Here is a 14,261-nt window from a genome sequence, read left to right on the forward strand (position 1 = left end):
TCTCAAGTCCACGTAAGAGAAAGCCGGGGAAACCCTGACAATGTTTCATCTGCCCAAATACAGGTTCAATTATTCGCTTGCGAAATCCATAAATATATCGACTGACTGGGTTTTGGAGGTTCCTGTCCATGGCCTTGTATCTGTCGGAACGGTGCCTGATATTTTTGGAGCCGGATTCGGCCTTTCTCATCTCTTGCTCTTTCCGGGTTGAAACAAGAGCGTTTATTTCATCCTTGGATTCCAGGTATTCAAGATTATCGTCACTGCAATACCCTGCGTCAGCAAGGACTGTCTTTGCGTAAACATCTATTTCTGAAAGATTCTGCTGTGCCTGCTCCAGCATAGGTTTAAGCTGATGAATGTCATTGGCCTCATTCACCACGTCACAGGCAATAACTATCTGGTCTTCTGTAGCTACGGCCTGAGCATTATAACCTTGAATATAACCTTTGGACGTCTTCTGAATACGACTCTCAGAATCGGTCATATTGACCTTGGTTTCAGGCTTCACTGTGTCGTCAGGCTTTTGAGATTTTCTGCCGTGTTTCTTATGAGACTCCTTGCTCTTTTTGGCTTCAGCCTTTTTTCTGGCTTCCAGGTATTTTTTAGCCTCTTTGATCTTTGCAAGCCTTTTTTCTGCAGTACTCAAATCCTCAGGAAGTTCATCACCACGTTTGCTGCCATACAGCCTGTCTTCCTCCTGATCTGTCTTCTCTGCCTGCTCAAGGAGTGCTTCCAATTTCTCCTTGAGTCGCTTCTCTTGCTTGGAAAGCTGCTCATAAGTTTTGTTGCGGCTCAGGCTTGCATTGGCTTTAACCTTGGTGCCATCAAGGGCTATAATGCCAGCCTTTACCAAACCAGAAGCCTTACAGAGAAGTAGTATCTGGGGAAAAAGATCCTGCAGAGCCCTGAGATGTCTTTTGCGAAATTCTGATATGGTTCTAAAATCTGGAAAATTACCGGCAGCAAGCCATCTGAATGCCACATCATCTACCAGGGCTTTGGCAATCTTCCTGCTGGATGGAATACCCATACAGTAGGCGTATAAAAGTATCTTTACCATCATTGCCGGATGATAGGCTGCGCTTCCCTGGCCATTGGCTCTGTAAGCTGTGATTAATGCTGACAGATCCATTTGATCAACTGTCTCAGATATAAATCGGGCAAGATGGTCCTGGGGGAGCCAGTCGTCCAGAGATGGGGGTAGCAGATATGGTTGCTCCGGATTATAGCTTCTGAAATTGTAGTTCATGAGGCCCTCAAAAAGCAATTATCATGTTGAAATTATATAATATTTTACCGAATTCGGCCTCATTTTGCAACTAATATTTGCGGGACAGACTCTCCTGCGGCAAGGCACGGATGGCAACCGTTCACGGGAGGAGAGCATTGGAGGGACAAGGGATAATCACCCAATAATCAAAGACTATATATCGAAGCGGAGCTAACTCAATAGTCATATGGCAAAATTAAGTGAAGTAGAAACATTGTGATATTTAAAGTTAAAAATCACTAAACCATGAAAGAGATTCACCGCCACTTTTCAAAAATCGCGCACGAATATGAAGACCTGAGAACTACGGATATAGAACCAATCTTATTCATAAAGAATAAACTGAGAAATTTAACAAAGATAAAAGGAATAGATATTGGTTGTGGAGGTGGAAGATATGATATAGAATTGTTTAATCATATCGGCAAATCTCTCTATCTTATTTGTATTGATTATAATGAAAATATGTTGAGAAAACTTAATAAGAATTTAAGAGAACACAATATAAAGGAGTTTGATGCAGTAAGAGCATCAGCAATTATTTTACCATTAATTGCCGATTATTTTGATATTTTAGTCACCTTTAATGCTGTACATCATTTCAACCTTTTAGATTTTCTGAAAGAATCTTCCAGGGTTTTAAAAAATAAAGGACGGTTATTTATTTACACTCGCTTACAAAGCCAGAATCAAAGAAATATTTGGGGAAGATTTTTCCCTAAATTTCATGAAAAAGAGAAACGCCTTTTGGAGATAAATGAATTTGAGAAAACGTTAAAGAAGATATCCGATCTAGTTTTAGAATCTATTGAATATTTCAAATATAAACGAAAAGCTAATTTGAAATGGCTCATAAAACAAGCCAGAAAGCATCATTATTCTACATTTAGTTTATATTCCAAGAAAGAATTTGAAGAATCCTTAAAAGAATTTCAGTTAAATATTATTAGTCATTTCAGAAGTCCTGATAAAATTGTCTGGAATGATGAGAATGTAATGTTTAGTGTTAGAAAGTTATCTGCTCATTGCTGACAGAGAATCGATTTGCGTCAAAAAGGGATAGTAAATATTCGGTGAACCCGTGGTCCACTGTGGAAGTTGCCATCCGTGCCCTGCCGCAGGAGCGGTTTACCTTTTGCAGGGTTTCGATCGCGGGCCGGATTGCACTGCCTCTCCGGTCTGCAATGAGTGAGCTTTGAACGCAAATTATGCAGCTCGCAAGTTTGCTGAAGATGCGAGGCGGAGGACACGCAGACGTACTTTGGTACTTCAAGTGTCCGACAACAAAGCAGATTCTACAAAATTGCGAGCCCCTTGCGGCCTCAAATGCCGAACACTTTTGCTGTTGGAACTTGTCACCATTTGGGTGAACATCTTTTGGCATTATGTTGACGATAGTCTACTGAAATTATAAAAGAAATTATTTTGTTCGGCGGTTGAAGTGCATAATTTGGGTTGAAACCCGGAAAAAGGTAACCGCTCCAAGGCGGGATATAACGGGTTCACCGAATATTTACAAGGGATACGATTGGGGTTGGCCTGATGGTGGAGATGGGGGGACTCGAACCCCCGACTTCCACGTTGCGAACGTGGCGCTCTCCCGGCTGAGCTACATCCCCATTACTGTTCTGACGGCTCCTATGGACCGTAATCCTTTGGAGCCGGCATTCGGACTTGAACCGAAGACCTGCTGATTACGAATCAGCTGCTCTACCACTGAGCTATGCCGGCTTGATCGACGAACTGCTTTTTATCATGCTACTTTAAGGCTGGTCAAGGGCAAATTCGAATTGACGGAATATTCTAGTGCCAGATGTGTTCAGTGTGATCATAATGGGAGCGACTCGTTCTTGAAAAACCTGCGAATGACCGCTAATAAACGATGATGCGAAAGTGCTTTTTTATTTGCATAGATTCGTGTCCATCAGCGGTTATGAATGCCATAAAAGCGAAGCTGTTATGAAAGGCCGGATCCGATCTCATCGATCATTCAAAGCTTACCTTGTATTAGCAATAAAGGGCTTTTGCATGGGTGCCTCGGATGTGGTTCCCGGGGTTTCGGGCGGAACCATGGCATTCATCCTTGGGATTTACAAGGAATTGATCGAGTCTATCAGGTCTTTTGATCTGGTTTTTTTAAAATTGCTTTTTTCCCTGAAGTTGAGGGATGCCCTGAATCATGTCTCATGGCGGTTTCTCATGGCGGTCGGCATCGGTATTTTTACAGCCGTCTTCAGTCTTGCCAGGATCCTGAGCTGGCTTCTTCAGAACCGTCCGATACTGATATGGTCCTTTTTCTTTGGTCTGATAGTTGCCTCTCTATTTACCGTAAGCCGTTATCTTGACAGACGGACTCCATCCATTTTTGCCTGGGCGGGATTGGGAGCGGCCTGTACTTACTGCCTGGTCGGCATGGTACCCGCATCTACTCCGGATACCCCGTGGTTCTTGTTTATGAGCGGGGCTATTGCTATATGTGCAATGATACTTCCCGGGATATCCGGGGCATTTATCCTCGTACTTATGGGTAAATATCATTATGTGCTTGAAGCCGTGAATAACCGTGATTTTTTGACACTTTTCATAGTGGCTGCCGGAGCCGGAGTAGGATTAATTTCATTCATTCGTTTTCTTAACTGGCTCTTAAATAAATACTATAATTTTACTATAGCCGTATTAACCGGCTTTATGCTGGGTTCATTGAGGAAGATCTGGCCCTGGAAAAAATCCTTGCAGGGCATGACAGACAACCATGGAAATGCCCAGCGGGTCAATATCTTGCCGTCTCAATGGAGTATGGAAGTAATGCTGGCTCTTTGTCTGGTTGTCCTCGGCTTCTTGATCGTCTTTTTTATGGATTTTCTGGCTGAAAAAAGAAAGCGCTCCACGATTGCCAAGGAGCGTGAATGGTTACGGTTGAAATGTTAGGTGGTAAGGGATAATGAAAATACTTATATGTGGAGCTGGCGGACAATTGGGCAGTGATTGCGCAAAAGTTCTTCAGGGAGCGCACGAAGTCTTTGCCTTAAGCTCAAAGGAACTGGATATCACTGACCCTCCGGATGTGGACAGAATAACAGGACATCTCACTCCTGAGATAATACTCAACTGCGCTGCATACACCAATGTGGATGCCTGTGAGACAGAGAGAGGACCTGCCTGGAAGGTCAATGTTGAAGGGCCGAAAAACCTGGCATCCTGGGCCGCAAAATATGGCGGTCTATTGATCCATATCTCCTCTGATTATGTTTTTGATGGCCGGAAGGAGCCGCCGGAGCCCTATGTGGAAGACGATGAACCGAATCCTCTTTCCTATTATGGCAGGACCAAGCTTGAAGGTGAGGCGGCAGTGATGCAGGCGGCCGGACAATACATAATATTACGGACAGCCTGGCTGTATGGCATGCATGGCCGGAACTTCCTTAAGACCATCCTCAGGTCGGTCCTTCGCGACCCTGACAGGAAGTTGAAGGTCGTGAACGACCAGTTTGGTTCACCTACGTGGTCCTACCGGCTGGCACTTCAGATCGCCGAACTCATAAAAAAGAACGGCCGGGGAACCTATCATGCCACTGCTGAAGGACATTGTACATGGTATGAACTGGCCGGTCATTTTCTTGCAGAAATGGGAATCGGGCACTCACTGATCCCATGTACGAGTGATGAATATCCCACTCCTGCAATAAGACCGGGAAATTCAATCCTGGAAAACAAACGGCTCAAAAAAGCGGGCATAAATCTGATGAGAGACTGGTTTCATGATGTGGATCAATTCGTTTCCATGTTCCGTGAACAACTGATAGACGAGGCTATAGAGGCGGGGCTGTGAAAAATATTTTGGTAACAGGAGGATGCGGTTTTATAGGGACCAATTTTATCAGGTATCTGCTGAAAGAATCAGATTTTTCAGGGCGGGTGATTAATGTGGACAAGCTGACGTATGCAGGAAATCCTGAGAACTTATTTGATATTGAAAGAGATTTTCCCGACCGATATACTTTTGTTAAAGCCGATATATGCGACCGTGAGGGCATCGCAAGAATATTTAATGACTTTGAGATAGATACTGTCTGCCATTTTGCCGCCGAATCCCATGTTGACAGGTCCATTGTCAGCCCTGATGCATTTATCCGGACCAATATCGTAGGTACGTTCAACTTATTGGAGTCGGCGAGGTCAAACCGGGGCAGGCTGCAACTCTTTTACCATATCAGCACTGACGAGGTGTTCGGGAGCCTGGGCGACGACGGGTTTTTCACAGAGGAGACCCCCTACAGACCCAACAGCCCTTATTCCGCCTCAAAAGCTGCTTCAGACCATTTGGTCAGGGCCTATAACAAGACCTACGGCCTGCCTATTATCATCTCCAACTGTTCGAATAATTACGGTCCATATCAGTTTCCCGAAAAACTGATTCCGTTGATCATCCTCAATGCCCTTGAGGGAAAACCCCTGCCGGTCTATGGAGATGGCAGATATGTTAGGGATTGGCTCTATGTCAGGGATCACTGTATTGCCATCTGGGAATTAATAAAAAAAGGGAAAAGGGGCAATATGTACAACATCGGCGGCAACAACGAAGTGGAAAATATTGACCTTGTAGAGATGATCTGTGACATTTTGGACGGCCTTCAGAAACTGAAAGACCGCAGGCCGAGAAGGGAATTGATAACATTTGTAAAGGACCGGCCCGGTCATGATCGAAGATATGCCATAGATTCCAGCAAATTAAAAAGGGATCTGGGCTGGACTCCCGAAGAGTCCTTCGAAACAGGGATCCGTAAAACTGTCAAATGGTATCTGGATAACCAGGAATGGATCGACCGGGTTAGGACTGGAGAGTACCGCTCCTGGATCAGGGAGCATTATGACTATGGATACTGACAGGGCCGATCTTGAAAAAATGGGATTTCTGCATAAATTGTTAAAGGAGCCCGGAATAATATCATGCCGATATATGATTATGAATGCGCCAAGTGCGGATTGATTTTTGAGGTGATTGCCGGCAGAGGCGAAGACCCTCCAACATGCCCTGGTTGCGGGAGCTGTGAGTCCAAAAAGCTCATAGCGGCACCGGCCTTCCATATTAAGGAAGATCGTGCCACGCCCCGTATTGAAGAGAGGGTCAAGGGCTATCTTAAAGATGGCAATATTTCAGGTGCCATGCGTTTTGCAGACAAGGCCGCGTCCATGGTGAAATCCGATAAAGTCCAGCGGATAGCAGACAAGCTTCATCAGAAGACCGGCAAATAAGGAGCGGTTTCCGCTCAGATTTCCGGTCCGGACAAGGCCTCCCGGGTCATCTTTAATACTACCCCTGAGAGCCCAAGCAGGCCGATGAGATTTGGGATGGCCATGGCCCCGTTCATGGTATCGGAAAAGTCCCACACAAAATCTACTTTCTGAAATGCGCCGATGGCGATGACAAGACAGAAAAGGTAGCGATACGGCGTCCTGGCCTTCAGGCCCAGAATGTACTCAATGCACTCTTCACCATAATAGGCCCAGCCTATCATGGTAGAATATGCAAATACGGCAAGCCCAATGGTCACAATCAGCCCGCCAGTGCCGGGAAGTCCCATTTCAAAGGCCGTGTATGTCAGCGCGCTGGAGGTCTCCCCGCTGGTCCAGGCGCCGGTCGAAAGGATTACCAGGGCTGTCATGGAACAGACAATAATGGTGTCAAAAAATACGCCTGTCATGGCTATGAAACCCTGGCGCACAGGGCTGTCGGTCTGGGCCGCCGCATGTGCGATGGCCGCGCTTCCGAGGCCGGCCTCGTTAGAGAAGACCCCGCGGGCCACGCCGAAACGGATGGCGCCGGCCACTGCTGCCCCGGCAAAACCGCCGGCGGCAGAGGCAGGGCTGAAGGCATGTTTTATTATCAAGGTGAGTGCCCCGGGGATCTTGTCAAGATTCAGGGCAAGTATCATGAGCGCCCCGAATACATAAGCAATCCCCATGACCGGAACAAGTATCTCAGTGACTTTTCCGATGCGATGGATACCCCCGATTATTACGACCCCGGTCATTATTGCCAGCACAATTCCGGTAAGCAGGGGAGGGACACCCCACGTTTCAACAAGTGCCATTGCCACCGAATTGGACTGGACCATGCTGCCGATTCCAAAGGCGGAAAGGCTGCCCATAAACGCAAAGAGCCATCCCAACCATTTCAGTCCAAGGCCTTCTGCTATATAGCGCATGGGACCGCCCTGCATGGTCCCATCAGGGAGTATGCGCCTGTATTTCACTGCCAGTACTGCCTCAGAATACTTGCTTGCCATGCCGAAGAAGGCGCAGATCCACATCCAGAAAATGGCACCCGGGCCGCCCAGATAGATAGCCGTGGCGACCCCGGCTATATTGCCTGTTCCAATGGTGGCTGAAAGGGCAGTGGTCAATGCCTGGAACGGGCTGATATCCCCTGCTGCATCATCCCCCTTGGGCCTTGAAAAGACGAGCTTTAAGGCCCTAAAGAGGTTAAATATCTGTACAAAACGCAGGCGCAGGGTGAGAAAGAACCCTGTGCCCAACAGAAAGACGAGCATTACAGGACCCCAGACAAAACTGTTGAGGCTCGACATAATCTCTGGCAGTGCCACTATTTTCTCCTCGTTTTTATTGTGTGGTGCTTTATATTACTGTCCGCTGTTTTGCAAAACTCTTAAATACAGAGATCGTCAAATAGTTGAGTCGTTAAGTCGAAAAATAAGCCTGTTAAATCAGTATATTAGACCTTTTTTTGTGCAAACGATATAAATTCAAACAATAATAACCACTTAACTAATCAACTACTCAACCACTTAACGATGTCTGAAATAAGGAAAAACGTAAATGTATAACACGGCAACTTGGCTCGGGGCCCGGCTGATGTTATTGTTAATATCGGAGGCCTGAAGCGCCATGGAAAATATACATGAACAAAAGGTCCTGGTCCTCGACTTCGGTTCCCAGACCACCCAGCTCATAGCCAGGCGGGTCCGGGAGGCCAAGGTATACTGTGAGATATATCCTTTCAACGTCGGTATGGATAAAATAAGGACTATGGACCCAAGGGGAATCATCCTTTCAGGTGGACCTGCAAGTGTCTACGATAAAGATGCACCGGCTGTATCTCCCGAACTGTTTGAACTCGGGATCCCGATCCTGGGCATTTGCTATGGCATGCAGCTTACCACGCACCTTCTCAAGGGTAAGGTGGAAAGGAGTTATAACAGGGAATACGGTCCGGCTAAGCTCTCAATTGATGATCCTGATGATATTTTTTATGGTCTTGCCCCTGATCCTGTCACATATCAGGTATGGATGAGCCATGGTGACAGGATCGAGATCCTGCCCGAGGATTTCATCGGCATAGCTCACAGCGAGTCCTGTCCTGTTGCAGCCATGCGTCACAGGACCCTGCCATTCTTCGGGGTACAGTTCCATCCGGAGGTGATCCATACCGAGATCGGAAAGGATGTGCTTGCCAATTTCCTGTTCAGGATATGCGGTTGCACGCCTACCTGGGACATGCGTTCCTTTGTGGAAGTTGTAACCGGTGAAATAAAGGCCAGGGTCGGATCCGGCAGGATAATATGTGCCCTTTCCGGCGGGGTGGATTCCACTGTTACCGCGCTTCTGGTAAACAGGGCGGCAGGTCATCAACTGACAAGCGTCTTTGTGAACAACGGACTTCTGAGAAAAAATGAAGCAGAGACGGTTTTGGCCTTTTTGAAACAGTTCGATCTCAAGGTCCACTATGTGGATGCAAGCGATCGCTTTCTCAGTAAACTTATAAAAATAGAGGACCCTGAGGAAAAACGAAAGATAATAGGGGAAGAATTCATCCGTATCTTTGAAGAGGAGGCGAGGCGAATCGGGGATGTCAACTTCCTCGCACAGGGCACCTTGTATCCTGATGTCATAGAGAGCGTGTCTTTTAAAGGTCCCTCTGCCACAATAAAGAGCCATCACAATGTAGGAGGGCTTCCGGAGATCATGCAGCTTGAGCTGATAGAGCCCCTCAGGGAACTTTTTAAGGACGAGGTCCGAAAGGTTGCCTTGGAGCTGGGGATGCCCGAAGATCTGGTTTTCCGCCATCCTTTCCCCGGACCGGGATTGGCCATCCGAATCCTGGGAGAAGTGACTGCCGAACGCCTGGAAGTACTGAGAGAGGCGGATGCCATCGTACTTGAGATCATGAAATCCAGTAGCTGGTACAGAAAGGTATGGCAGGCATTCGCAGTACTCCTGCCGATAAGGACGGTGGGTGTTATGGGAGATGAGCGCACCTATGACAATGTGGTGGCAATAAGGGTGGTAGACAGTCTGGATGCCATGACCGCTGACTGGACAAGACTGCCTGCCGACCTGCTCGCAAAGATCTCAAACAGGATTATCAACGAGGTGCGGGGGGTAAACCGTGTATGCTATGATATAAGCCCAAAGCCGCCCGCCACGATTGAGTGGGAATGAGGAAACAGATAGAATCATGCAATCATCCAATCCTTTCATCCACCTGCATCTTCATACTGAATACAGCCTCCTTGACGGTGCCATCAGGCTGAAGGACCTTTTCCCCAGGGCCGGGAAATATGGCTACAGGGCCGTTGCGATTACAGATCACGGCAACATGTACGGGGCGCTCAGGTTTTATGAACAGGCCCTCAGGCATAACATCAAGCCCATCATCGGGTGCGAGGTCTATGTTGCACCCAGGGGACGCGGGGACAGGAGCGCCCGAAGCTCAAGGGAGGCCGCCTATCATCTTGTCTTGCTCGCCCTGAATAACACCGGATACAAGAATCTCCTGAAACTGGTGAGCACCGCCTACTTTGAAGGCTTTTTTTACAAACCCCGGGTGGATCTCGAGCTCTTGGAGAATTTTAATCAGGGTCTTGTAGCACTCTCCGCCTGTCTCCACGGCCAGATTCCGGCTGCCATTCTCCGTGGAGACATGAAAGAGGCAAGGGCCCTTGCAGAGACCTATGCAGGCATATTCGCCAACCGTTTTTATCTGGAGATACAGAAAAATGATATAACCGAGCAGGAAATGGTAAACCAGGGCCTGGTGGACCTTGCCGGAGAACTGGGGCTTCCCTTGGTTGCCACCAATGATTGTCACTATCTGGCTCCCGGGGATGCCGTGGCACACGATGTTCTGCTGTGCATACAGACCAATAAGACAGTAAATGATACCAACAGGATGCGCTTCTCCACGGATAAGCTCTATTTTGCTTCTCCCGGGGAGATGGCCGAGAGATTTAAAGACTATCCTGAGGCGCTGTCCATAACGGGTGAGATAGCTGAAAAATGCAATGTAGAACTGGAACTTGGACGGAAACACTTTCCCCTCTATCCGATAAAGAAAGGTGAGACCTACAGCGGCCTTTTTGAGGCCGCTGCCAGAAAGGGTCTTGAGGAGCGTTTTCAGGAAAATGAAATCCACGGAGAAGAACAGGCCCAATACAGGGAAAGATTCGAGACCGAAATATCGGTCATAAAGAAAAAGGATTTTGCTTCTTACTTCCTCATAGTTGCCGATTTCATTAACTGGGCAAAGTCCCGGTCCATACCGGTCGGCCCGGGCAGGGGATCCGTGGCAGGTTCCCTGGTGGCTTACGCCATGCGGATTACAGACATCGATCCGGTAAAATACGGCCTCTTTTTTGAGAGATTTCTGAATGTTGAGCGGGAGTCCCTGCCTGACATAGATATAGATTTCTGCATGAACCGCAGGGACGAGGTTGTCCGCTATGTTACTGAAAAGTATGGCGGGGAAGATTTTGTAGCCCAGATAATCACCTTTGGCCAGATGAAAGCCAAGGCCGTAATCAGAGACGTCGGCAGAGGCCTTGGGATACCTTATCAGGAAGTGGACCGCATAGCCAAGCTGGTCCCGGAACAGCTCAATATTACCCTTGAGAAGGCGCTTAAGCTCGAGCCCAAACTCGCCCAGCTCGAGAAAAAAGACCCGAAGGTGGCGGAACTCCTTGCCGTTGCACGGTCCCTTGAAGGCCTTCCGCGTCACGCCTCAACCCATGCGGCAGGAGTGGTTATCTCAGACAGGCCCATGGTGGAATATCTGCCCCTTGCCAAAGGCCAAAACGGCGAGACCGTCACCCAGTTCGACATGAAGTGTGTGGAAAAGACAGGGCTCATCAAGTTCGATTTTCTTGGGCTGAGGACCCTGACCGTGATAGATACGGCCCTCAGGCTTATCAGGGAGCACATGGGAGAGGACATCAACATGGCCAGGATTCCACTGGATGACCCCGAAACCTATGAACTCCTGTCAAGCGGGAATACCACCGGAGTATTCCAGCTTGAAAGCCCTGGCATGAAGGATCTCCTGAAGCGCATGAGACCCTCCGGCTTCACCGACATAATAGCCCTGGTGGCGCTCCACCGTCCGGGTCCAATGGAAAGCGGCATGGTGGACCAGGCCGTAAAGGCCAAACACGGAGAGATCGAAGCGACCTATCTCCTGCCGGAGCTTGAGCCTATTCTCAAGGAGACATACGGGGTCATTGTCTACCAGGAACAGGTAATGAAGATAGCCCAGGTGCTGGCAGGCTACAGCCTTGGTGAGGGCGATATCCTCAGAAGGGCCATGGGAAAAAAAGATCACAAGCAAATGGCCGCACAGCGGGACCGCTTTCAATCAGGCGCCGTAAAGCACGGCATCCCGGATTTCAAGGCCAGGATGATCTTTGATTTGATGGAGAAATTTGCAGGATATGGTTTTAACAAGAGCCACTCCGCAGCCTATGCCCTGATAGCTTACCGGACTGCGTGGTTAAAGGCGCACTATCCGGTTCCCTTCATGGCTTCATTGCTGTCCAACGAACTGGGAAATACGGATGGGGTGGTGAAGTTCATAAGCGAGTGCAAGGCCAGAGACATTCAAATCCTTCCGCCAGACATCAACCACAGCAAGATGGATTTTACAATAGAGGGTGAGAGTATCCGCTTCGGCCTTGCATCTGTAAAAAATGTCGGATCAGGCGCAATAGAGGCCATTGTCCGGGAAAGAGAAAAAAATGGTCCATATTCCAGCTTTGAGGATTTCTGTTCCCGGGTTGATCTTAAAAAAGTAAACAAACGGATGCTTGAAGGCCTTATCAAGTGCGGGGCCTTTGATTCCCTGGGCCACAGACGTTCGCAGATGATCGCCGGCCTGGATATGGCCCTGGATTTTGGACACTCCAAAAAACAGGAACGCATTTCGGGACAGATGTCTCTTTTTGATTTCATGGCCCAGGCAACCCCTGAGAAGCCTCCGGAATCCGCACTGATCCTGCCTGATATACCTGAATGGCCTGAAATCGAGCGCCTCGCTAATGAAAAAGATTCACTTGGATTCTACATAAGCGGGCATCCCCTGGACTCATACATGGATGACCTTTCAAGGATGGGCAGCGCCCGCATAGACAATATTCCAGGCATGATGGACGGAAGCCAGATCGGTCTTGCAGGCATAATTCGGACAAAAAAGGAGATCATCACCCGGAAGGGAGACCGAATGGCCTTTCTGACCATTGAAGACATGCATGGTTCTGTTGAAGTGGTCTGTTTTCCGGAAATATACAAAAAAATGAAGGAGTTTATTGAAGATGATTCCCCTGTGTGGGTGGCAGGGACCATCAAAAAAGAAGACGGGAAGAAGTCCGGCAAGATACTTGCGAATTCCATAGAGCCGCTGAATAAGGCCTGCAGACAAAGAGTAAGAGGAATCCTGGTCGAGCTTAAAGGGGATCGGATAGGACCCACGGTACTCAGGCCCTTGCAGGACCTGTTCGGCAAATACCGTGGATCATATCCTGTAAAACTGGCAGTTATTCTCAGGGACAGGGGCCGGATAACCCTGAGCCTCCCTGAGGAATATAATGTGAGCATAAGCCCCGAGCTTACCGGAAGCATGAATGATTTGCTGGGCTATGCCGGGTTAAAGGTAGAATATGAACCAGAGAATAATAATTCGTAAGCGTTCACAGGGGTAAATATTCGGTGAACCCGTTATATCCTGCCTTGGAGCGGTTACCTTTTTCCGGGTCTCAAAGCTCACTCATCGCGGACCGGAGAGGCAGTGCAATCCGGCCCGCTACCCAAAACCCTGCAAAAGGCAAACCGCTCCTGCGGCAGGGCACGGATGGCAACTTCCACAGCGGACCACGGGTTCACCGGATATTTACTCACAGGGCACCGCATTTGCTTTGTTGCCTGCCTGCCGGCAGGCAGGTCGGGCACTTGAAGTACAGGGAGTACGTCTGCATACCCGCCGCCTCGCATCTGCAGCACCCTGTAAACGCTTACAGTTCGGTGAGTTGCCGTAAAACCGGCGTTGTAATCCCGTTAACGGTTACGAGGGATTATAAGGTACTTCAATTTGAAAAAGATAAATAACGAAGGAATAAAGATCGTCTGCCAGAATCGTAAGGCCAGGCACCAGTATCATATAGAAAGTACCGTGGAGGCAGGCCTTGTCCTTCTCGGGCCGGAGGTCAAGTCCCTGAGGGAGGCAAGGGCCAACATTACTGATGGCTATGTGGGCTTCAGGTATGGCGAGGCGTGGCTCTACAATGTACACATATCTCCGTATCCCTATGCGGTCAATGCCGGTAAGCTGGACCCGACAAGGGCCAGGAAGCTCCTTCTTAATCGCAGGGAACTACGCAAGTTGATGGGAAAAATCCAGGAACGCGGATATACTCTGATACCGCTTCGTATTTATTTCAGGAATGGGAAAGCAAAAGTGGAGCTCGCCCTTGCCAAGGGTAAGAAATTATATGACAAGCGTGAGACCATGAGACGCAAAACCCTGGAACGGGAATTCCAGAAGGATTATAAGATACGGTAATAGCGCATCTTTTTTATTTGTATTGACACCCCCTGATGTATTTCTTATAGTTTATAAAAATAGCTCATAGGAAAACAGGTTCAGCAACCATATGGGGGCGAACCGGATTCGACGGGGGTATGGAAGCTTAAGTGGCGTGTCGGG

At 48.2% G+C, this 14,261-nt stretch carries 11 protein-coding genes and 2 tRNA genes; 8 read left to right on the plus strand and 5 right to left on the minus strand.

All coding sequences use genetic code 11. The annotated features are described in order from the left end of the window. Window positions 1-1,270, minus strand: a 1,270-nt coding sequence (locus C4B57_05625) for a hypothetical protein (GenBank protein ID PXF54807.1), incomplete at its 3' end; no start/stop codon positions are given. A 249-nt stretch (window positions 1,271-1,519) separates the two neighbouring features. Between C4B57_05625 and C4B57_05630 the strand changes: the two genes are divergently transcribed. Then, window positions 1,520-2,305, plus strand: a complete 786-nt coding sequence (locus tag C4B57_05630) for a hypothetical protein (GenBank protein PXF54808.1) — start codon at window positions 1,520-1,522, stop codon at window positions 2,303-2,305. Window positions 2,306-2,816: 511 nt separating this feature from the next. Here C4B57_05630 and C4B57_05635 read toward each other — a convergent pair. Both C4B57_05635 and C4B57_05640 read right to left on the minus strand, forming a co-directional pair. Beyond that, a tRNA-Ala gene (locus tag C4B57_05635) sits at window positions 2,817-2,892 on the minus strand. A 37-nt stretch (window positions 2,893-2,929) separates the two neighbouring features. Continuing rightward, window positions 2,930-3,004: transfer RNA gene (locus C4B57_05640), tRNA-Thr, on the minus strand. A 228-nt stretch (window positions 3,005-3,232) separates the two neighbouring features. Between C4B57_05640 and C4B57_05645 the strand changes: the two genes are divergently transcribed. The 4 genes from C4B57_05645 (at window position 3,233) to C4B57_05660 (ending at window position 6,526) form a co-directional block, all read left to right on the plus strand. Further along, window positions 3,233-4,201 (plus strand): DUF368 domain-containing protein, encoded by a 969-nt coding sequence (locus C4B57_05645; protein ID PXF54809.1) that lies wholly within the window; start codon window positions 3,233-3,235, stop codon window positions 4,199-4,201. A 13-nt stretch (window positions 4,202-4,214) separates the two neighbouring features. Continuing rightward, window positions 4,215-5,102, plus strand: coding sequence for a dTDP-4-dehydrorhamnose reductase (gene rfbD / locus C4B57_05650; protein PXF54810.1), 888 nt, complete (start codon window positions 4,215-4,217; stop codon window positions 5,100-5,102). Next, the gene (gene rfbB / locus C4B57_05655) at window positions 5,099-6,157 is read left to right on the plus strand and encodes a dTDP-glucose 4,6-dehydratase (GenBank protein ID PXF54811.1); all 1,059 of its coding nucleotides are present in this window, start codon (window positions 5,099-5,101) and stop codon (window positions 6,155-6,157) included. Before rfbD ends, rfbB begins: the two co-directional genes overlap by 4 nt. 63 nt (window positions 6,158-6,220) lie before the next feature. Then, window positions 6,221-6,526 carry a hypothetical protein gene (locus C4B57_05660; protein PXF54812.1) on the plus strand — a complete coding sequence of 102 codons (306 nt, stop codon included), beginning with the start codon at window positions 6,221-6,223 and terminating at the stop codon, window positions 6,524-6,526. Window positions 6,527-6,540: 14 nt separating this feature from the next. On the opposite strand, the gene C4B57_05665 is transcribed toward C4B57_05660, so the two are convergent. Then, on the minus strand, window positions 6,541-7,872 hold the full coding sequence (locus C4B57_05665) for a sodium:alanine symporter family protein (GenBank protein ID PXF54860.1): 1,332 nt from the start codon (window positions 7,870-7,872) through the stop codon (window positions 6,541-6,543). A gap of 307 nt (window positions 7,873-8,179) precedes the next feature. On the opposite strand from C4B57_05665, the gene C4B57_05670 reads away from it, so the two are divergent. Then, window positions 8,180-9,733: a GMP synthase (glutamine-hydrolyzing) gene (locus tag C4B57_05670; protein ID PXF54813.1), complete on the plus strand. Its 1,554-nt coding sequence runs from the start codon at window positions 8,180-8,182 to the stop codon at window positions 9,731-9,733. Window positions 9,734-9,749: 16 nt separating this feature from the next. Then, window positions 9,750-13,244, plus strand: a complete 3,495-nt coding sequence (locus C4B57_05675; protein PXF54814.1) for a DNA polymerase III subunit alpha — start codon at window positions 9,750-9,752, stop codon at window positions 13,242-13,244. Window positions 13,245-13,321: 77 nt separating this feature from the next. Here the strand turns inward: C4B57_05675 and C4B57_05680 are convergent, their stop codons facing one another. Continuing rightward, complete coding sequence (locus C4B57_05680; protein ID PXF54815.1) at window positions 13,322-13,549, minus strand: hypothetical protein; 228 nt, start codon at window positions 13,547-13,549, stop codon at window positions 13,322-13,324. Window positions 13,550-13,655: 106 nt separating this feature from the next. On the opposite strand from C4B57_05680, the gene C4B57_05685 reads away from it, so the two are divergent. Further along, entirely contained in the window at window positions 13,656-14,117 is a 462-nt protein-coding gene (locus C4B57_05685) for an SsrA-binding protein (GenBank protein PXF54861.1), read from the plus strand. Window positions 14,118-14,261 lie beyond the last annotated feature (144 nt).

Source organism: Deltaproteobacteria bacterium (assembly GCA_003194485.1).
Taxonomy (GTDB): domain Bacteria; phylum Desulfobacterota; class Dissulfuribacteria; order Dissulfuribacterales; family UBA3076; genus UBA3076.